Raw genomic sequence first — 20,224 nt, 5'->3', positions numbered from 1 at the left:
CCCTACAGAATAAATCGAAGGATGTCGGAACGAAGCATATAGACAAACAGCAGCGCAAAGAGCGCGATGCCCACATAGCTCACAATCGTCTGGACCTTGAGCGGAAGCTCGCGGCCCGCAATCTTTTGAATGATCTCGATGACCAACTTGCCGCCATCGAGTGGCGGGATGGGCAGCAGGTTCATAAAGCCAAGCGAGAACGAAATGAGGGCGGCAAACGAAAGGAACGTGGCAGGGCCGGCAGCAGCAGCTTGCGAGGACATAACGCTAATACCCACGATCGAAGAGGACTGATCGAGAATCTCCATCGTATGCTGAGGCTGGAGCAGGCGCATCACGCCCTGCGCTGTCTGCACGACATAGGAGAACGACAGGCGAGCCGACGTGATAGGGTCTAAACGGACCACCTGCGTAGAGACATACACACCTAGGCGTTCGTCCTCTTTGAGCGCAACCGTGGTCGAATGCTTCTTGCCGTCACGCTCGTACTCAATGGCGATATCGTCCTTACCGGCAGCCTTGCCAATGGCATCGTAAACGTCCATCCAGGTAGAGCACGATACTCCGTCGACCGAAAGAATCGCGTCGCCATCCTCGATTCCCGCCGCGGAGGCAATCGAGCCTTCGTCAACCTGGCCGATCACATTGGTGTCCACCGGCACCGTGACACCCGCGATGGAATAGATGCTCATAAGGAGCAAAAAGCCCGTCAGGATATTGACGATAATGCCCGCAAGCAGCATAAAGGCACGCTTGACAAAGCCCTGACCCAAATAGGTGTGCGAGCGCTCGCGTGCAAGGAATTCGGCCTCGCCGCACGGCAGTTCCCATACATCGCCCTCGGCAGTCGCGTGCTCGCGATCGAACCGACGGCCGTCAAAGGTGGTATAACCCGCCGCATCACGCGGCAGGGTCTGGTACTTGGTGGGATAGTAACCAGGCGAAGGCTTTTCTCCTTCTTCATACCAAGGAGCTATGGAGCCCCAACCCAGCAGCAAAGCACAGGCCTCGAGCACATCCTCCTCGGACAGCTCAAGCTCGACGGCAAGATCGGCCACCGTCACACGGCCGTGGCGATAGATGGCGGCAAGCACGCGATCGGCACACGAGACATCGGTCGGATCCATGCCACAGATGGCAGCATACCCACCCAGCAACAGCGGGGTCACGCCAAACTTGGTGCCGATCCGACGAGACGTATGGTGAATATCAAAGCGACACGGCAGGCCCAAAAAGAACTCAGTCACCCGGACGCCGCAGGCACGCGCCGCCAAAAAGTGGCCGCCCTCGTGCAAAAACACGAGGACGGAAAGCATCAGCAGGCCCCAAAAGACCGATGAGAGAACGCTCAGAACAGTTTCCATAAAACGAAAAAGCAATCCTTATGGGTTAAGAACGGGTTGCGGCGAGCACTTGCGCGGCCTTTTCACGCGCCCACGCATCGATACCGCGAAGCTGTTCAAACGAATCGACCGTCTGCGCATCATGCGCATCCATACAGGATTCCACGATGCGATCGATATCGGTAAAACTGCAGCCATCATGCAGGAAGGCATCGACGGCGACCTCGTTGGCGGCATTGAGCACGCACGGCATGGTGCCGCCCGTCTTGCCCGCACGCTCGGCCAGCGCCAGGCAGCGGAACGTATCCATGTCGGCCGCATCAAAGGTAAGCTGACCCAACTCGCGGAAATCGATGCGCGGAGCCGGAGTATCCCAGCGCTCGGGATACGAGAAGGCAAACTGGATGGGAATGCGCATGTCAGATGCCCCGAGATGCGCCATCACGGAGCCGTCGGCAAATTCGACCATCGAATGAATCTTTGACTGGCGCTGCACGGCCACGTTGATAAAGTCGAGGTCGCAACCGAACAAGTGCATCGCCTCGATACGCTCCAGGCCCTTGTTCATGAGGGTAGCGGAATCAATCGTGATCTTGGCACCCATAGCCCACGTAGGGTGCGCCAGGGCATCGGCGCGCGTCACACGGTCGAGTTCCTCGCGCGAACGGCCAAAGAACGGACCGCCCGAGCAGGTAAGCCAAATACAATGAGCCTCGCGCGGATTCTCACCCAGATAGCACTGGTAAATTGCAGAGTGCTCGGAATCGACCGGGATAAGCTGACCGGGCTGAGCCAACGGCATCAGCAGGTCACCGCCAACAACGAGCGACTCCTTATTGGCAAGGGCAAGACGCTTATTCGAGGTCAAGGCCGCATGGCTCGCCTCGAGACCGGCGGCGCCCACAATAGCGACAAGCACGCAATCGACATCGTCGCGACGCGCGAGCTCGCAAACCGCCTGCGCACCAACGCCGAGCTCCGTTCCCTCGGGCAACTCCTGCAGCACGGCGTCATCGCCATGAGCGACATCGGCCACGGCAACCGCCGGAACCGAGAACTCGCGGGCAGCGGCAACGAGCTCGGAGGTGCTGGAATTAACGGAAAGAGCCGTCACCTGCAGACGATCGGCATGCTGACGGCAAACATCGAGCGCCTGAGTGCCGATAGAGCCCGTACAGCCCAGGATGGCAACACGGAGACGTCCATCGGAGCCATAGGTCGTCTGGAAGGACATTACAGCACGCCTCCGATCATCAGCATCAGCTGCGCGGTGATGCAGCCGAAGATAAGCGAGTCGCTACGATCGAGCATGCCGCCGTGGCCCGGGATAAGGTTACCGGAATCCTTGACGCCCACACCGCGCTTGATGCGCGACTCGATAAGGTCGCCGATAACGCCCAGGATGGACACAACCACGCCACAAAGCAGCGCATAGGGCAAGCTCAGCTTATAGAGATGCGTCACCCACAAAATGAGCCAGATGAGAACCGAGCCCAGAATGCCGCCGACAAAGCCCTCCCAGCTCTTTTTGGGAGAGATCTTGGGGACCATCTTGTGTTTTCCGATACGGCTGCCCACGATGTAGGCAAACGAATCGGAGACCCAAAGGGACGCGCAAACACCCACTGAAAGCAGGGCTCCGGCAAAACCGGGCACGGCATCGCGCAGCAGCACAATAGCCGACAGCATAAAGCCTGTGTAGATGGGACCCATGAGCGTCACGGCCACATCAGAGATGCGGGTACGCGGCGACCAAACATACCAAATGCCCACCGCGAGCATCAGTGCAAAAAGCAGGGCGTTCAGCAAAAGCGAATCGCCAAGCGCCGATAACGGAAAGAGCACGGCGGCAATAATGCCCAGATGCTCGTTGGCGACCTTGCCATCGAGCCTCGTCATACGGAAAAACTCAAAGCAGCAAAGCCCGCTCATGACAGAGACAAAAATGGCGGTGGGCACGATACCCAAAACCAGGCACAGGATAAAGACGACGGCGTAGACGATACCGGCGGCGGCACGGGTAATAAAGCCCGCAAGCCAGGAACCGGTGCCGCTCTTCGCTGCAGGCGCTCCCGCAGTGGCAGCTTTGCGCGCAGGCGTCTTGGGAGCAGATGCCTTGGGACGATCGGACACGATTAAGCCTCCTCGGTCTTGCTCAGTCCACCAAACCTACGGTCACGGCCCTGATAGGCCAAAATGGCGTCAACAAGGCCCCAACGATCAAAGTCAGGCCAATAGGTATCGGTGACATAGAACTCGGAATAAGCCACCTGCCACAGCAGATAGTTCGATAGGCGTAGCTCACCAGAGGTGCGAATGACCAGCTCGGGATCGGGAAGACCGGCGGTGTACAGGTGCGAAGCAACCATATCATCGTCGATAGCAGCAGGATCGATCTTGCCGGCGGCGGCATCGAGCGCAAGCTGACGGGCGGCACGGGTAATCTCGGCACGGGCGCCGTAGTTGACGGCAAGCGCCAGCGTCATACCGGTGTGATCGGCGCACTCGGCAAGACCGCATTCAAAAACGTCGCGGGTCTTCTTGGGCAGCGCGGAAATATCACCCAAAAAGACAACACGCACGTTTTCGCGCTTCAGAAGCGGCAGCTCATCGATAAACGTCTTGGCAAACAGATGCATCAAGACGTTAACCTCATGCTGCGGGCGGTTCCAGTTTTCGGTTGAAAACGCATAGGCGGAAAGCACGTCGACGCCCAGACGCACGCAGGCGGTAATGATCTCGCGAAGGGAGACGATACCCGCCTTGTGGCCCTCGGTACGGGCAAGACCTCGCGCCGTAGCCCAGCGACCGTTGCCGTCCATGATGCACGAGATATGGCGCGGAATGTTATTGAGGTCAAGGTCGGAAAAACCGACGCCCGCAGGGGCGTCGGCAAAGTACTCGACCAGTTTGTTCTCGTCGTATTGCACCTTAGATCTCCATGACCTCGGCTTCTTTTTCCTTCAGAAGCTCCTCGACCTTGGCGACATACTCGTCGGTATGCTTCTGCACCTTGGCCTGTTCGCGACGGACATCGTCCTCGGTGAGCTCCTCATCGCGTTCGAGCTTGTTGTTAAAGTCGCGACGGATGTTACGAATAGAAACCTTGGCCTGCTCGGCGTACTCGCGGCACTCCTTGACGAGCTCGCGACGGCGCTCCTCGGTGGGAGCCGGGAACGGAAGACGAACAACGGTGCCATCGGAGTTGGGGGTAATACCCAGATCGGAAGCGCCGATGGCCTTGACGATGGCGTTGATAAGCGCCTTATCCCACGGCTCGATGAGCAGCATGTGGGCCTCGGGGGTCTTAACGGCGGCAACCTGCGTGACCGGCGTGGGAACACCGTAATAATCGACGGTGATGTCGGACAGAATGTTAGCGTTGGCTCGGCCGGTACGGACCTTGGAGAAGTTATGCTTGAGGGACTCGAGCGACTTGTCCATGTGGGCGGTGATGTTCTCTGCCATGCTTAATCCTCCTGATAGACGAGCGTGCCGACGGGCTCACCCGAAAGCGCGCGCTTGACGTTGTCCTCGCCATCGATGTTGAGGACCAAAATGGGCATACGGTTATCCTGGCACAGGGCCGTAGCCGTGGAATCCATAACCTGCAGGCCGCGGACGAGCACCTCGTGATAGGTGATCTTGTCAAAGCGGACGGCATCGGCGCACTTGACGGGATCTTTGTCGTAGATACCGTCGACCTTGGTGGCCTTAATCAGAATCTCCGCACCGATCTCGCAGGCGCGAAGGGCCGCGGCGGTGTCAGTCGTAAAGTACGGATTGCCCGAGCCGGCTGCGAAGATAACGACATTGCCCTTGGAGAGGTGATTGATGGCGCGACGACGAATATAGGGCTCGCAAATCTCGTTCATCTGGATGGCACTCATAACGCGGCAAGGAACATCGTTATGCTCGAAGGCATCCTGCAGGGCGAGCGCGTTCATAACGGTTGCAAGCATGCCCATGTAATCGGCCTGAGCACGCTCCATACCGCCGGCAGCTCCAGCCATGCCGCGGAAAATATTGCCGCCGCCGACAACGATGCCGACCTCATGGCCAACGGCGAGCAGCTCCTTGACCTGCTTGGCAAGATGGTCGGTAATCTTGGGGTCGATGCCATAGTGGCCATCGCCCATCAGTGCTTCGCCGGAAAGCTTCAGAAGCACGCGTTTATATCGGATGTCGGACAAAGCGATCCTCCTTTAATTAGACTCTCAATATGATATCAAAGGCTCTGCTTAGAGGCATGAAAAAGCAGGCTGTGAGTAAAACCCACAGCCTGCTCATTACCAGCTACAAGAGCTTATTTACTCGCCACGGACCAGACGGTCGAAGGCAACGACGGTAATGGTATCGCCGAGCTCCTTGGAGACCTGCTCAGCGTACTTCTTGATGGTGAGGGAGCTGTCCTTGATGAACTCCTGCTCGGTGAGCACGGACTGCTTGTAGAACTTCTCCAGACGGCCAACAGCCATCTTCTCCTGGATGGCCTCGGGCTTGCCGGACTCGGCAGCCTGAGCCATGTAAATCTGCTTCTCATGCTCGACGGTCTCGGCCGGAACCTGATCGCGGGTAGCGCAGATCGGAGCGACAGCGGCAACCTGAAGGGCAACGTCGTGGGCAAAGGTCTTGAAGGACTCAGCCTGAGCGGTCTCAGCCTTCTCGAAAGCAAACTCGACGAGGACGCCGATCTTACCACCCATGTGGATGTAAGAAGCGAGAGCGCCGTTCTCGACCTTGCGGGCGGCGAAGCGAGAGATCTTCATGTTCTCGCCCATGATGTGAATCATCTCGGTGAGCTCGGAGGAAACGGTCTCCTCGCCCATCGGCTTCTCGAGCAGAGCGTCGACATCGGCCGGCTCGGTGGTGGCGACAACCTCGGCGACCTTGGAAGCAAAGCCGGTGAACTTGGCGTTGGAGCCGACGAAGTCGGTCTCGCAGGAGAGCTCGAGCAGAGCGCCGGTCTTGCCATCCTCGGAGACGAACGCGGCGATAGCGCCCTCGTTGGTCTCGCGGCCAGCCTTCTTGGCAGCCTTAGCGAGGCCGTTCTTACGCAGAACGTCAACAGCGGCGTCCATGTCACCGTCAGCCTCGACGAGAGCCTTCTTGCACTCCATCATCGGGGAGTCGGTCATCTCGCGGAGCTGCTTGACCATAGCGGCGGTAATCTGGGCCATTGTGGTTCCTTTCAAAGAGATGAAAAAGACTTAATTAGGACTGATTTACTCGGCCTTGGGCTCAGCGGCCATCTCGGCCTCGGAGACCTGCTCCTTGCCGGAGCCAGCGAGGCAGGCGTCGGCCATGAGCTCGCACATAAGGGTGACAGCGGAGATGGCGTCATCGTTGCAGGGGATGCCGTACTCGACCTCGTCGGGATCGGAGTTGGTATCGATCAGAGCGACGACGGGGATGTTCAGGCGCTGGGCCTCCTTGATGGCGTTCTCCTCGCGCTTAGTGTCGATGACGAAGAGAGCCTGGGGCAGACCCTTCATGTCGCGGGCGCCACCGAGGTTGGTCTGGAGCTTAGCGAGCTCCTTACCCAGAACAGCCTGCTCCTTCTTGGGAAGAACAGCCATGCGGCCGTCCTCGACCATGGCCTCGAGCTCCTCCATGCGGTTGATGCGGGAGCGGATGGTGACGAAGTTGGTCAGCATGCCGCCGAGCCAACGCTGGTTGATGTAAGGCATGTTGGCGCGCTCAGCGGCGTTCTTGACGGCCTCCTGAGCCTGCTTCTTGGTGCCGACGAACAGCACGTTGCCACCCTTGGCAACGTTCTTGACGAAGGTGTAAGCCTGGTCGGCGTCAAGAATGGTCTGCTTGAGGTCGAGGATGTAGATGCCGTTGCGCTCACCGAAGATGAACGGCTTCATCTTGGGGTTCCAGCGACGGGTCTGGTGACCGAAGTGGCAGCCGGCCTCGAGCAGGGTGCGGATATTAATCTTGGTAGCCATGTTAAACCTCCTGTGGTTTGCCTCCGCGCGGGGTCATCCTCCAAAACCAACCCGGACATGTGCTACCAAAGCCCGGGCACCACGGTATGAAGTAGCCGCGCGTGCGTGATAAAAACCTGTTGCCGTGAAGCAACCCGATGAATGATAGCAGGATTACATCTTTCTGCCAACCCGAAATCAAAACCACACACACGGACGCGCGATCGATTGGATAGAACCCATCTCCTGCCTTATTCGCCGCGCGGAAGAGCTTGGGTAACGGCGCGTTTGAGCCGATCGGGCGTGAGATGCGTATAAATCTGCGTGGTGGACAAGCTTGCATGCCCTAGCAACTCCTGGACAGAGCGCAAGTCCGCTCCGCCCTCGAGCAAATCGGTCGCAAAAGTATGGCGCATCGCATGCGGGGCGATATCGGAAGGGATACCCGCAAGCGTCGCCAACATATGAAACCGTCGCCTAAGCATGGCGGCGCTCATACGGTTGCCGCGTGCCGAGATAAACAGCGGATGCACACCGTTCGTACCGTCGCCACGCTTTGCCTGAGCAAGAAGCTCCGGTCTTCCTTCCTCAATATAGCGGCGGGTCACATCGAGAGCACGCCGATACAGGGGCACGATACGCTCCTTGCTCCCCTTACCCCAAAGCCGCAGCGTTCGCTCGGACCAAGCAATGGACTCAACATTGAGTGCCGCAAGCTCAGAGATGCGAGCCCCAGATGCATAGAGCAATTCGAGCATCGCCGCATCGCGCAGTCCCGCAGGCGTTGAAACGTCTGGCGATGCAAGCAGTGCCTTAACCTGCTGGGTGGTCAGCACTCCGGGCAAATCGCGTGGAAGCTTGGGCGAGGCAATCGCAGAGACAGCGTCTCCATCGATAAGACCCTCGGCAGCCATCCATCGATAGAACGAACGAATGGCAGACAGGTGCGCCGCAATCGTCCTGGGCGCCACCTGCTCGCGCGACAGCTCTGCCAGATACATACGAACGGTACGTACGTCCGCCGTGCGTGCATCGATATCCCCACGCTCGCACCAAGCGGCAAAACGCTCCAGACGAGAGCCGTAAGCGATAACAGTGTTAGAAGAAAGCCCCTCGACGCGTGCAATATAGGCTATGAACGAGTCGACGGCACCGTACAGGTCAAAGGCTATGACCGGTCGCCCCCAAACAGGTCGGAGCGCGATTCCAGATAGGAATCCAAGGCCTTAAGGGCACGATCCGCATAGGCCTGATAGCGCTCACGTTTGCTGCGGCGTTTACCGTCCTCGAGGGGAGGCACCAGGCCAAAATTAACATGCATGGGCTGATATCCGACCGTAGCAGGATCGGTCGCATAGCCCACGAGCGCGCCGAGAGCGCCCACGCGCGGCAGCTCGACAGGAGCAACCTCGATAGCCTCGGCATAGGTATTGAGCGCAGCGAGGAGACCCGTCGCGACCGCTTCCATGTAACCCTCCGTACCGGTAATCTGTCCGGCAAGGCGCACGCCCGTGCCGGGCACGGCGAAGGTCCCATCGAGCACATGGGGAGCATCGACAAAGGTATTGCGATGCATGACGCCATAGCGGAAAAACTCGGCATTCTCCAGACCGGGAACCATATGAAAAACGCGCTTCTGCTCGCCGAAGGTCAGGTTGGTCTGAAAACCAACCAGGTTATAGGCGGTCTTCTCCTTGTTCTCGGCGCGCAGCTGAATCGCCGCCCAGGGACGGCGACCGGTGCGCGGGTCGGTGAGCCCGACGGGCTTCATAGCGCCAAAGCGGATGGCATCCTTGCCCGTGCGCGCAACCTCCTCGGCAGGCTGACAGGCCTGGAAGAGGTCCCCGCCCTCAAAGTCCTTGAGCACCACGCGATCGGCCGTGGTAAGCGCCTCGATAAAGGCCTCGTACTCCTCCTTGTTGAGCGGGGCATTGAGATAGTCGCCACTCCCCTGCTCCTCGTAGCGCGACTGCGAAAACAGCACATCCATATCGAGCGTCGAGGCATCGACAATCGGGGCCGCGGCGTCAAAGAACGCCAGGGAATCACCACCGACGAGCTTCATGACCTCCCCGCTCAACGCCGGCGAGCACAAGGGACCCGCGGCGATAACCACATGGCCCTCGGGAATCTGGGTGACCTCGCCGTGAACGACCTCGATATTGGGACGGGCGGCAACCTCGGCCTCAACGAGCTCGGAGAATTTAACACGGTCGACCGCCAAGGCGCCACCAGCGGGAACGGCAGCGCGATGAGCGCAGTCGAGCAGCACCGAACCCATACGCTCGAGTTCGGCCTTCAACAGGCCGGCGGCGGAATCGGGTCGGGTCGACTTAAACGAATTGGAGCAGACGAGCTCCGCCAAGTGATCGGTATGGTGGGCAGGAGAGGTCACCAGCGGCCGCATCTCGCACAGCTTTACGGCAAACCCGCGATCTGCCAGCTGAATCGCGCATTCCGATCCCGCCAGACCGCCACCGATAACCGTCACTTGATCAAACAGCATCTGCAAACACCTTTCTAATTGACACGCTTTCCATTGTGACCGAAGGGCGTCTGAGCGTGAAGCGCAAACTTTGAGGGCGCATACCTTCCATCCATCATGCGCTCGATGAGTCCCTCGAGCTCGAGTGAGCCCAGGAGTTTGAGCACGCCGACGGCATCGAGGGAGACGAGCGCGGCAATGTCATCGACCTTGAGCGGCGAGGCAATGAGCGCGTGCATCACGGCCTGCTGCGTGGGGTCCAGATCGGCGATACCGGGCGCATCGGGACGTGAATAACGCAGGGTGCCGTATATTCGCGAGATGGCCATCTCAATAGACTCCTCGTCAACAATGCAGCAGGCCCCGTTGGCGATGAGGTAGTTGGTCCCACGCGACTCTGGTGACAAAATGGAGCCCGGTACCGCGAGCAGTTCGCGCCCCAGGTCCATGGCGGCCTCTGCTGTCGAGAACGTGCCCGAGGGCATGCCGGCCTCCGACACGAACAGCGCCTGCGAAAGCGCGGCAATCACCCGGTTACGCCGCGGAAAGGCAAACTTGCGTGGCCCCATACCCCAAGGCGAGATGGACACGACCGCGCCGCCCGTATCGATCGTGCGCGCGATGAGCCCTGCACTCGAGCGCGGGTAAACCACGTCGGCGCCCGTACCCAACACCACGACGTGCCTGCCACCAGCGTTGACCGCGGCCCAACCCGAGGCCTGGTCGCAGCCGACCGCACCGCCCGAGACCACCGTCACCCCCGCCTCGACCGCAACTTTCGCGGCCAGCTCTGCCACGGCAAGGCCGTACGGCGAGGCCTTGCGAGCGCCGATGATGGAGAGCGCGGGCGTCGACAGTGCGGCGGGGTCGCCACGCACATAAAGCGTCTGGGGTACATCAGAGAGCTCCAAAACGGTATCTGGATACAACGCATCACCGGGATGCAGCTCAAAAGTCTCCTCGGGCATTACTGGTCCCTCCTCCCCTGGTACATCGCCGCCTCGAGCACGTGGTCTTGGGTTACCCGCTCACTTTCGGCGACATCGGCGATCGTGCGCGCGATACGCACCAAGCGCACGATGCCGCGCCCTGTGAGATGTGTGCGCCTCGACAGGCCGAGCACGCACTTTTCCGCTGCCCCATCGAGCGCAAAGGTCGAAACGACGCCGTCGATGGAACGTGACTCATCGTCCTCGGCCTCGGCATCTGCATCGTCCATACGGGACTCGCGCCAGGCACGAAATGCCCGACCCCGCACAACATAGTCACGTAGTTCAGCTGACGACATACCCTCGGCGCCCTCGATAATTACCTGCGGGTCGGGTCGGGTCACGTCAATCATAAGGTCAATACGATCGGCCAAGGGACCACGTAGCTTAGACCGATAGCGCTCAACCATCGAAGCCGAGCAGCGGCACGGTACCTCGCGATCGCCCAAAAAGCCGCAGGGACAGGGATTGCTCGCGGCAAGCAGCTGGAACCTCGAGGGAAACGTGAAAGCCCCATCGACGCGTACGATCTTGACGTAGCCGCGCTCTATGGGCTGCCGGAGTGTCTGCAGCACGCTGTTGGGAAACTCGGCAAGCTCGTCTAAAAAGAGCACGCCGCCGTGCGCTAGGCTAATCTCGCCCGGGTGCACCGGCCGTCCGCCGCCAATAAGGCCCGCAGTCGAAATGCTGTGGTGGGGGCTACGGAACGGCCGGTGTCCCGCCAGCAAGCCATCGATGTTCTCGCCCAAGACCGAATGGATGCACAGCGCCTCTTGCTGATCCTCGAGAGAAAGCTCGGGCAAGATACCCGTCATGCGGCGTGCAAGCATGGTCTTGCCCGAACCCGGCGAGCCAATCATAAGCAGGCCGAGCTCCCCCGCCGCCGCGAGCGCAATGCCGCGCTTGGCAACCTCCTGCCCCAGCACATCGGCATAATCAAGTTCTGGCTCAAACGACGCCTCGACACCCTCGGAATCCAGATAATGCCGAGCCGCCTCGCCCATACCGCGGGCGAGCTGAGACAGATGGTCGATAAAGCCACAGTCCACACCGGCAAGCGGCACATGTTGATCCGACCTTCCCGCAATAAAGGACAGGCCCATATCACGCGCCAACAACTGAAACGCAACCTCGCCTTTTACGGGCAGCACGCTACCATCCAGCCCGAGCTCACCGGCAATAAGGCAATGGTCTAGATGGTCGCGGGGAATCTGCCCATCGGCCGCCAGTACCGCGATGGCAATCGGCAGGTCAAAACCACTGCCCGTTTTACGGATGTCGCCCGGAGCCAAGTTGACGGTAATGCCCGCCCGTGGAATCTCAAATCCTGCCGAGCGCATTGCGCAGCGTATGCGGCCACGCGACTCCATCACCTCCATACTTGGAATGCCAAGCATTTGGATACCCGGAATACCGCCGGCAAGCGAGACCTCGACCGTGACGGGAATCGCCTCGACGCCACGAATACATGCAGCGTGGACGGCAAAGGTGTCAAACGCCATCACGATACCTGCCAATCGAATGCGTTGTATTGATGCTCAATCTCCGCAATATGACCGCCGCGGATAGTAACGCCCACCGCGTCGAAGCGAATCGCCTTAAGGGGATAGTGATCCATAAGGTAACAACTCGCGATACGGCGGTAGCGACGCTGCTTCTGGGCGTCCACCGCCTCCTCGGGAAAGACCCGCGTGTTGCAATCTAGGGCGACGCGCCTTGTCTTGATCTCAGCCATCACCACGACATCATCAAGTTCATCAAGCAGTACCAGATCGGCCTCGCCCTCGGGACACCGGTAGCCCTGTTCCAAGAGGGCATAACCGCGCTCACGAAAGTAATCGATTGCAATAAGCTCGCCCAGCATGCCCAGTTCTCGAGGACTGAGGCCCTTAATGAACCCAGGCGTAATCGACGCGCAATCAATCTCCCCGCTCTCCCAAAGCTCTTTGAGCTGTTGCGTCTTGCTCTTTGCACTTGCGGCGCACATGGGGTCTCCTTTCCCGCGCACGATATTGACCCGATCATGAGGCCGCCTTTCTTGCGGGTAAGTACCAAAAGAAAACCAAAGACCAACCAAAAACAAACAAAAAAGGGACCGCATGCAACAATTGCGTTGCATGCGGTCCCCACCAGCTGGTTTATAAAATCCCAGAAGTCCCTGTCTCCATATTTGCCTTAAAAAAGACGCTCCGTCTGCAAAAAATTTCCGCAGAAGCTCACACGATGCAACGGAGAAAGGCCATGTTTACGAATAGCCTCAATGTGCTCGGGGCTCGCATAGCCCTTTGACTCAGCAAGATGATATTCGGGATACTCGGCATCGTACTCGACCATCATCTCGTCACGCGTGACCTTGGCCATAATGGAAGCAGCGGCGATGCAGGCGATTTTGGCATCTCCCTTGACCACATCGCGCTCGTTAGGGACGGCGCCCAAGGGATTGCCGTCCATAAGCACGCAATCGGGCTCGAGCCCCGTATCGGCCACCGCACCCGCGACGGCAGTGCGGATGGCGCGGGCCATGCCCATCTCATCGATATCCGCAGGAGCGATATGGCAAAAACCAATGGCCGTAGCCACCTCGGCAATCTGCACCGAGAGCAGCTCACGACGGGCAGGCGTGAGCTTTTTGGAATCGTTAATGCCCCAAACGCGCGGCTCCATGGGAAGGCAGACAGCGCAGACCGTCAACGGGCCGGCGACAGAGCCGCGCCCCACCTCGTCAACACCAACGACCACGCCATCGCCGCCGAGCTCATGCATCAGCTCGTACATGCCGTTGACGCGCTCGCGCTCGGAAAGTTCCTTGGCATGGCGCTTAAGTGCGCGTTCGCAAGCCTTGATCACCTGCTGGCGCGGATCCTCGCGATAGTGCTCCACGAGGGCGGGAATCTCCTCGAACGTGGCACTCGCCAGCTCGCCGGCAACCTGCGATGCCGAAATCGAGCTCGTCATATTGGCCATACCAGGCCCTCCTTGCATGGAAATCAGATAAAAAGAAGGGCCACCCGAAGGTGACCCTTGTGTCCAAACGAGTGGGCAGACGCTGCGATCTTCTTAGCGCTTCTCGGGGATGCGAGCAGCCTTGCCCACCTTGTCGCGGAGGTAGTACAGCTTGGCGCGACGGACGCGACCATGACGGACGACCTCGAGCTTGGCGATCTTGGGGCTGTGAAGCGGGAAGGTACGCTCAACACCGACACCGAAGGAAATCTTGCGGACGGTGAAGGTCTCACGGGCACCGGCGCCGGCCATGCGGATGACGTCACCCTGGAAAACCTGGATGCGCTCGCGGTCGCCTTCCTTAATGCGGTAGTGAACCTTGACGTTGTCGGCAACGCGGACCTGCGGGATGTCCTCGCGGATCTGCTGACGCTCGATTGCGCGGATGTAATCCATGTGCAATTCCTTACTCTTCTAGAGGTGCCGTACCACCTTGGCCGGCACGTAGTTGAACAAACGTATTCGAGTATACACGCCACGACCTTGGCTGCAAGAACTATTTTGCCCGTGCGCAAAAAGACAAAAACACGCACTCTTTCTGCACTTATGCGCCGTCCGCAGCATCAGTCGTCGGCGTCGTCACGGTCGTTCCGGGCGCGATATAACCGTATTCGAGCAGCACCGAAAGCGCATGCTGCTTCCAGGTGGCAAGCTCTTCGTCATTATAGTTGTCATGAGCCCATTCGTTCATCGCATCCTCGGCGGCTTGGGGCACCAGGTCCTGGCTGTCCGCCATCAGGTACAGGATGCCTAAGATGTCGAAGTCCTGCTTGGTCATCTCTTCCTTGTTTGATGTGCCGATGAGGCCGTGATCGATACCGTAGCGGCAGATATCGGTCAAAACGGTAACGAGGCCCGTAGGAATCGGCGAGGCATCCTTCGCGGCAGCGGGCGCGGTGTCGTCAGTCACTGCAGTGGCATCGTCGCTCGCCGGAGCAGAATCGGCCGCGTTCGCATCGGAAGCCGCCTGCTCTCCCTGGGCAGGAGCCGCGCTATCCGTCGTTGCCGAAGAATCCCCCGAAGAAACGGACGCAACGCTCACCGGTGTCTCGACCACGGTCGTCATCGGGTCGACCGGCGCGGGTGCGGCGATGACCTCGGCCCAATCGGAATACACGCCGTCAATAAAGGCGCGAACATGGAAGGTGCCCGGTTGCGAGATGGTCATCGTGCCGTCCGTCGCGACCGAAATGCCCTTGCTCTCGAGCTCCTGGGCCTCCCAGCTGCAGACCCTATCGACTTCCTTGCCCGTCGTGTCATAGACCGTAGCCGTTAGGCCGTCGATGCCGTTGAGATTCTCCTCGACGCCGACGACGGTCTGTGCCGAGCCCTCGAGTTTGATGCTGCCGTTAAACGACTCGGGCGCCGCGTCGCTTACCTTATATTTGTAGGCCGCGGCGTCGATCTCGTCATTGGTCGAAACATGCCCGTTCACGTCCACATAGGTGTCCTCGGGGATAAAGTACTTTACGTAGGCGGTGCCGGCCTTTTTACCCACCACGACTTGCTCGTGGGTGACAGGGTCGGTCTGGATCTCGATGACGTCGGACTTGCATTTCTTGCCGTTTTTATCGACCACGCGCCAGTCGCCCGACGACTTCACAAAGCCGTAATAGTCAACATCGTCCTCGTCCCTTGCACGCACGCGATAGGAAGAGATGGGGTCTTCGTCTCCCACCGTAAGCCTTCGGGTCTTATCGGTCTGCAGCGATACGAGAATCTTGGAAATGGGCTTAATGGGCTGCGGCGTGCCCAACTGGGTATCGACCGTCACCGACTCAAACGACAGATTGGAACCCGTAATGGACATGGGGTAGGTGGCGGCCATGTCGTTGAGCACATTGCACGTGCGCGGGGCGCCGCCGTTGCGCGAAGGCACCTCGCGATCGGCCAGGACAGAATTCCAATCGATGGCGCGCACCATGTGGTTGTTGGTGCGATGCGACCAGCTCGTAACGTTTCCGGCGGTGGTATCGTAGCCGTCGTCGCCACGATGGGCGATTGAGCGCAGGAACAGGTTCTGCACGGCGTCGGTCGACTGATCGCCAAAGGTGGTGTAGAACGAGCGCTGGTCATAACCGGCGGTATGGAACTCCTGCACGGCGGCGTTGTCGTCGTAGCACTCGCCGTTCATGTTAAAGATAATCACGTCGAACGTCACGCCCACCGGCTGGTCATAGTCCTCGGACAGCGTCGTGGTAGAACTCGTCTGCTTGCTATTGACCTGCGTGTGCGCAGGGATCGTCATATCGACGGTGACCGACTGATTGTCCGTTGTGGTGATCGACTGTTCCTCGGTCTTGCTCGCCTCCCACAACTGGGACATCGTGGTTTCGGCCGAAAACGAAGTCTCGATCTCCTCGCTCGCTGTTGCGGGCACGCCCAGCGACTCCTTGAGGCTCACCGATGCGCCCCACGAGCCGCCTTTGGAATACGATGTGGATTCAGAAGTGCTCGTGCCGACCGTCTCCTCGGTACCGCGGGCGAGCGTGATGCTCTGCGAGGCGTCCTCATAGCCGACGTTAAGAGCCGAGGTAACGAGCTCCTGCTCAGTCTTAGAATCGACAAAGGAATAGCCCGGCGCGTCCTCGGGCGCACAGTTAAGCTTGTTCATGCTGTTGAGCTGCTGAACTCTAAAGTTATAGAACGCGATGCCAAAGCCATTGAAATCATACTGATAGGTGCCGCCGAGCTTGTCGACACAAGCAATGGTGGCATAGATGACGTCCTGCTCAGTCGCGTCTTGCGACAGTCCGTCGAGCGGCACGTTTTTACGGAAATCGGAGCCCGTCAGCTTGTGACCGATACAGCCGGCGATATCGTCGGTCAAGCGATCGTAGACAGCTTTGAGGCTTTTTGCCGATGTCAGACCACTCTGTTTCGATTTGTCGGCGCCGTCGGAATGCTCACCGTTGCCGCCCGAAAGCGCATCATACAGATAGATGTAGTGACCCTTACCGAAGTCCTTCTCAAAGCCCTTGCCGGCGTGGTCCCAGTACAAAAAGTCCCCGGAGTCGTCGCCTCCACCATAGCCAAGGATGTTATAGGCAAGCGATGCCCAGTTGGGCAACACCTTTTTGACGGCGGCCGTATAGAACGAGACGTTGTCGTACATCGAGGTACGGTCCTCGAGTTTGCCGTCATCGATATCTACAAACGTGCAGTCGCGATCGTTGACCGTAATGGTGAGCGGGTTGACCACGTCGCCATAAAGCTCGTCGCGCGATTCATCCTGAAGGGCAAAACCGGCCGTCGGCATCCCGCAAAGCGCCGTGACCGCAACGACCACCCAGCACAGGGTCATCTGTGCTCCCCGACGCGCTCGTTGCAAATACCTGGTGAGGTTTTTCATCGCAGTCCTCCCGTCAGTTGCCAATGTATTGAACCAACAGAATAAATATAAAACGCCGCCGCGTCCACAGGGGGCGCGGCGGCGCGAAGGGGGGCGTAAGAGGCGCAAATGGAACGCGACTCAGTTAAGCGGAACGCTTGGCCTCGAGCTTTGCCTGAGCGGCAGCCAGTCGTGCGAGGGGTACGCGATAGGGCGAGCAGGACACGTAGTCCACATCGGCCACGTTGAACAGGCCCTTGATGGACTTGGAGTCGCCACCGTGCTCGCCGCACACGCCAAAGTGCATGTCGGGGTTGGCGGCGCGACCCTTCTCGACTGCCATACGCACCAGCTCGAGCACCGCCGCGTCGATGGTCTCGAAGGGATTATCCTTCAGGATCTTCTTGTGCATGTACAGCGGGATGAACTTGGCCTCGGCGTCGTCGCGCGAGAAGCCGAAGGTTGTCTGGGTGAGGTCGTTGGTGCCAAAGCAGAAGAAGTCGGCATGGTGGGCGATCTCGTCGGCGACCATGCAGGCGCGCGGCAGCTCGAGCATCGTGCCCACGGGAATATTGAGCTCGACGCCCTCCTCGGCGGATACCTCGGCGATCACGCGCTCGATGACCTCGCGGGTCTGGACATGCTCGGCTGTGATGGAAACGAGCGGGACCATGATCTCGGGGCGCGGGTCGACGCCCTCCTTGATAAGGCGGGCAGCAGCCGTGGCGACGGCGCGAACCTGCATGAGCGGCAGATCGCCAAAGACAACGGACAGGCGCACACCGCGCAAGCCGAGCATCGGGTTGGACTCAACCATGCCGTCGATTCGACGCAGGCGGGCACGCAGGGTGGCAAGCTCTTCCTCGCTGGCGCCGGCGGCTTCCTTCTTGGTGATGGCGACCTCGAGCTCGCGAGGATTATCCAGGAACTCATGCAGCGGCGGATCGAGCAGGCGAACGACCACATCGCGACCGGACATGGTCTTAAACATCGCCAGAAAGTCCTCGGTCTGAACCTTGAGCAGGTCGGCCAGGGCCTGCTGCTTCACGGCCTCGTCGTCGGACAGGATAAAGCTCTGGATAATGTTCTTGCGGTCGCCCAGGAACATGTGCTCGGTGCGGCACAGGCCGATGGCCTCGGCGCCAAACTCGAGTGCGAGCGCGGCATCCTCGGGGTTGTCGGCGTTGACGCGCACGTGGTTGGCGTGACCGTCGGTCTCGTCCAGGCGAATCTCGTCTGCCCAGGACAGAATGGTGTCCAGGTCGCCGGTGAGCTCGGCGGAGACCAGATCGACGGCGCCGTCGACGACAATGCCCTGGGTGCCGTCGATGGAGATGATGTCGCCCTCGTGCAGCACACGGTCGCTGCCCTCGATGCGCACGACCTTCTCGGCGGCGTCAATATGGAAGCGCTCAACGCCGCAGACACAGGGCGTACCCATACCGCGGGCGATAACGGCAGCATGGCTCGTCTTGCCGCCGTGGCTGGTAAGGATGCCCTCGGCAGCGACCATGCCCTTCAAGTCGTCGGGGTTGGTCTCCCAGCGAACCAGAATGACCTTGTGGCCCTCGTTGGCGCGCGCGACGGCATCGTCGCTCGAGAACACGACCTCGCCCACGGCGGCGCCGGGGCTGGCGTTAAGGCCGCAGGCCAGGGCCTCGTACTTCTTGGAGGAGTCAAACTGCGGATGCAGAAGCTGGTCGAGCTGCGCGGGATCGATGCGACTCACGGCCTCCTCGCGGGTGATGAGACCCTCCTCGACCATCTCGATAGCGATGCGCAGCGCGGCGGTAGCGGTGCGCTTGCCCACGCGGGTCTGAAGCATCCAAAGTTTACCCTGCTCGATGGTGAATTCGATATCGCACATATCGCGGTAATGATCCTCGAGCGTCAGGAAAACGCGCTCGAGCTCCTCACCAGCGGACTCGAGGCCCGGGGTGGTCTTGAGGTCGGCGATGGGCTCAGTATTGCGGATGCCGGCGACGACGTCCTCACCCTGGGCGTTAACCAAAAAGTCACCGTAGAACTCCTTGGTGCCATCGGCCGGATTGCGCGTAAAGGCGACGCCGGTCGCAGAGGTCTCGCCTTTGTTGCCAAAAGCCATGGCCTGGACGTTGACGGCAGTACCGAGCTCGTCGGAAATGCCATGCTGTTTGCGGTAGATGCAGGCGCGCTCGTTCATCCAGCTGCCAAAGACGGCCTGGATGGCAAGGCGCAGCTGAAGCTCCGGATCGTGCGGGAAGACGGGCTTGCCGTCGACAACCTCGAGCTCGGGATACAGGGCAGCCTCGACGTTCTCGGAGAAGATGCCCTTGAAGGTCTCGACAAGCTCCTGCAGGTCCTCGGCCGAAAGCTCGGAATCGACGCGAACGCCGGCGACCAAGCGAGCCTGGGTCAGGGCGTTCTCAAACAAGTCGGCATCGACACCCATAACGACGTTGGAGAACATCTGGATAAAGCGGCGGTAGCTATCCCAGGCAAAACGCGGGTTTTGCGTCTGGGCAATGAGGCCCAGAACGGAGTCGTCGTTAAGGCCCAAGTTGAGGACCGTGTCCATCATGCCGGGCATGGAGAACGGAGCACCCGAGCGAACCGACACGAGCAGCGGGTCGGATGCGTCACCAAGCTTCTTGCCGCAGCGGGCCTCGAGATCGGCCTCGGCGGCAACGATCTCATCGAGTGCACCTTCGGGCCACACGTTGCCGGCACCGGAGTACTCGACACAGGTTTGGCAGGTAATGGTAAAGCCACCGGGAACCGGCAGGCCGATGCGGCTCATCTCGGCAAGATTTGCACCCTTGCCGCCAAGCACGAAGTTCATGGACTTGTCGCCCTCAGTGACACAGGTGCCCTGGGCGTCGGTTCCAAAACGGTAAACCCTCTTGCAATCGCTCACGATACTCCCCTTCCATGCGCTGTCACGCACGACCGTGGTAACGAATCGACCCGCCGGATGCGAGCCGTGAGGGTACTATACGGCGGGTATTGGAAGTGCTTGCGTAGAGGGTGCGAGGTTTGGTAAACGTGGTAAAACTGACGGTAAACGGTAGATAAAGGTGGTTACCTTATGAAGATACCAGTGTACGAGACCTGCAGGTTAACTGAAAGAACTTTGCTAAATCGCTTTACCATAAGTAGCT

At 59.6% G+C, this 20,224-nt stretch carries 17 protein-coding genes; all 17 read right to left on the bottom strand.

All coding sequences use genetic code 11. The features are described 5' to 3' along the window. Positions 1-2 precede the first annotated feature (2 nt). Entirely contained in the window at positions 3-1,364 is a 1,362-nt protein-coding gene (locus tag ACTQ1S_RS02330) for a M50 family metallopeptidase (protein WP_441546972.1), read from the bottom strand. Between the two features lie 25 nt (positions 1,365-1,389). Continuing rightward, positions 1,390-2,577 carry a 1-deoxy-D-xylulose-5-phosphate reductoisomerase gene (gene dxr / locus ACTQ1S_RS02325; RefSeq protein WP_441546971.1) on the bottom strand — a complete coding sequence of 396 codons (1,188 nt, stop codon included), beginning with the start codon at positions 2,575-2,577 and terminating at the stop codon, positions 1,390-1,392. Beyond that, positions 2,577-3,476, bottom strand: a complete 900-nt coding sequence (locus tag ACTQ1S_RS02320) for a phosphatidate cytidylyltransferase (protein ID WP_370450594.1) — start codon at positions 3,474-3,476, stop codon at positions 2,577-2,579. Before ACTQ1S_RS02320 ends, dxr begins: the two co-directional genes overlap by 1 nt. A gap of 2 nt (positions 3,477-3,478) precedes the next feature. Beyond that, a complete protein-coding gene (locus ACTQ1S_RS02315; protein ID WP_441041581.1) occupies positions 3,479-4,273 on the bottom strand; it encodes an isoprenyl transferase in 795 nt (264 codons plus the stop codon). Position 4,274: 1 nt separating this feature from the next. Beyond that, a complete protein-coding gene (frr, locus tag ACTQ1S_RS02310) occupies positions 4,275-4,811 on the bottom strand; it encodes a ribosome recycling factor (protein ID WP_006236112.1) in 537 nt (178 codons plus the stop codon). A gap of 2 nt (positions 4,812-4,813) precedes the next feature. Beyond that, the gene (pyrH, locus tag ACTQ1S_RS02305; RefSeq protein ID WP_154516255.1) at positions 4,814-5,536 is read right to left on the bottom strand and encodes a UMP kinase; all 723 of its coding nucleotides are present in this window, start codon (positions 5,534-5,536) and stop codon (positions 4,814-4,816) included. 117 nt (positions 5,537-5,653) lie between these two features. Further along, positions 5,654-6,523, bottom strand: a complete 870-nt coding sequence (gene tsf, locus ACTQ1S_RS02300; protein WP_441083440.1) for a translation elongation factor Ts — start codon at positions 6,521-6,523, stop codon at positions 5,654-5,656. A 45-nt stretch (positions 6,524-6,568) separates the two neighbouring features. After that, the gene (gene rpsB, locus ACTQ1S_RS02295; RefSeq protein WP_055285135.1) at positions 6,569-7,297 is read right to left on the bottom strand and encodes a 30S ribosomal protein S2; all 729 of its coding nucleotides are present in this window, start codon (positions 7,295-7,297) and stop codon (positions 6,569-6,571) included. A gap of 230 nt (positions 7,298-7,527) precedes the next feature. Continuing rightward, on the bottom strand, positions 7,528-8,436 hold the full coding sequence (locus ACTQ1S_RS02290; protein ID WP_154516254.1) for a tyrosine recombinase: 909 nt from the start codon (positions 8,434-8,436) through the stop codon (positions 7,528-7,530). Between the two features lie 8 nt (positions 8,437-8,444). Beyond that, entirely contained in the window at positions 8,445-9,782 is a 1,338-nt protein-coding gene (gene trmFO, locus ACTQ1S_RS02285) for a methylenetetrahydrofolate--tRNA-(uracil(54)-C(5))-methyltransferase (FADH(2)-oxidizing) TrmFO (RefSeq protein WP_154516252.1), read from the bottom strand. Positions 9,783-9,796: 14 nt separating this feature from the next. Then, positions 9,797-10,729, bottom strand: coding sequence for a DNA-processing protein DprA (locus ACTQ1S_RS02280; RefSeq protein WP_441015515.1), 933 nt, complete (start codon positions 10,727-10,729; stop codon positions 9,797-9,799). Continuing rightward, entirely contained in the window at positions 10,729-12,252 is a 1,524-nt protein-coding gene (locus ACTQ1S_RS02275; RefSeq protein WP_154516248.1) for a YifB family Mg chelatase-like AAA ATPase, read from the bottom strand. Before ACTQ1S_RS02275 ends, ACTQ1S_RS02280 begins: the two co-directional genes overlap by 1 nt. Continuing rightward, the gene (locus ACTQ1S_RS02270; protein WP_154516246.1) at positions 12,252-12,737 is read right to left on the bottom strand and encodes a YraN family protein; all 486 of its coding nucleotides are present in this window, start codon (positions 12,735-12,737) and stop codon (positions 12,252-12,254) included. The genes ACTQ1S_RS02275 and ACTQ1S_RS02270 overlap by 1 nt, the downstream gene beginning before the upstream one ends. 188 nt (positions 12,738-12,925) lie before the next feature. Beyond that, positions 12,926-13,714, bottom strand: coding sequence for a ribonuclease HII (locus ACTQ1S_RS02265; RefSeq protein WP_441057368.1), 789 nt, complete (start codon positions 13,712-13,714; stop codon positions 12,926-12,928). Between the two features lie 93 nt (positions 13,715-13,807). Then, a complete protein-coding gene (gene rplS, locus ACTQ1S_RS02260; RefSeq protein WP_117583231.1) occupies positions 13,808-14,149 on the bottom strand; it encodes a 50S ribosomal protein L19 in 342 nt (113 codons plus the stop codon). A gap of 148 nt (positions 14,150-14,297) precedes the next feature. Continuing rightward, positions 14,298-17,057, bottom strand: a complete 2,760-nt coding sequence (locus ACTQ1S_RS02255; protein WP_441546970.1) for a hypothetical protein — start codon at positions 17,055-17,057, stop codon at positions 14,298-14,300. Between the two features lie 172 nt (positions 17,058-17,229). After that, positions 17,230-19,980: a pyruvate, phosphate dikinase gene (ppdK, locus tag ACTQ1S_RS02250; RefSeq protein WP_441546969.1), complete on the bottom strand. Its 2,751-nt coding sequence runs from the start codon at positions 19,978-19,980 to the stop codon at positions 17,230-17,232. Positions 19,981-20,224: the final 244 nt, after the last annotated feature.

Origin of the sequence: Collinsella sp. LCP21S3_D3 (assembly GCF_052118305.1) — a bacterium.
Taxonomy (GTDB): Bacteria; Actinomycetota; Coriobacteriia; order Coriobacteriales; family Coriobacteriaceae; genus Collinsella.
This window is presented reverse-complemented; position numbering and strand designations above follow the sequence as displayed.

What these genes read in the sequence shown, in the direction of transcription:
- frr (WP_006236112.1), bottom strand. Translation starts at nt 4,811, where the DNA reads ATGGCAGAGAACATCACCGCCCACATGGACAAGTCGCTCGAGTCCCTC.
- ACTQ1S_RS02270 (WP_154516246.1), bottom strand. Translation starts at nt 12,737, where the DNA reads ATGTGCGCCGCAAGTGCAAAGAGCAAGACGCAACAGCTCAAAGAGCTT.
- ACTQ1S_RS02255 (WP_441546970.1), bottom strand. Translation starts at nt 17,057, where the DNA reads ATGACCCTGTGCTGGGTGGTCGTTGCGGTCACGGCGCTTTGCGGGATG.
- rplS (WP_117583231.1), bottom strand. Translation starts at nt 14,149, where the DNA reads ATGGATTACATCCGCGCAATCGAGCGTCAGCAGATCCGCGAGGACATC.
- dxr (WP_441546971.1), bottom strand. Translation starts at nt 2,577, where the DNA reads ATGTCCTTCCAGACGACCTATGGCTCCGATGGACGTCTCCGTGTTGCC.
- ACTQ1S_RS02265 (WP_441057368.1), bottom strand. Translation starts at nt 13,714, where the DNA reads ATGGCCAATATGACGAGCTCGATTTCGGCATCGCAGGTTGCCGGCGAG.
- ACTQ1S_RS02275 (WP_154516248.1), bottom strand. Translation starts at nt 12,252, where the DNA reads ATGGCGTTTGACACCTTTGCCGTCCACGCTGCATGTATTCGTGGCGTC.
- ACTQ1S_RS02330 (WP_441546972.1), bottom strand. Translation starts at nt 1,364, where the DNA reads ATGGAAACTGTTCTGAGCGTTCTCTCATCGGTCTTTTGGGGCCTGCTG.
- ACTQ1S_RS02280 (WP_441015515.1), bottom strand. Translation starts at nt 10,729, where the DNA reads ATGCCCGAGGAGACTTTTGAGCTGCATCCCGGTGATGCGTTGTATCCA.
- tsf (WP_441083440.1), bottom strand. Translation starts at nt 6,523, where the DNA reads ATGGCCCAGATTACCGCCGCTATGGTCAAGCAGCTCCGCGAGATGACC.
- trmFO (WP_154516252.1), bottom strand. Translation starts at nt 9,782, where the DNA reads ATGCTGTTTGATCAAGTGACGGTTATCGGTGGCGGTCTGGCGGGATCG.
- rpsB (WP_055285135.1), bottom strand. Translation starts at nt 7,297, where the DNA reads ATGGCTACCAAGATTAATATCCGCACCCTGCTCGAGGCCGGCTGCCAC.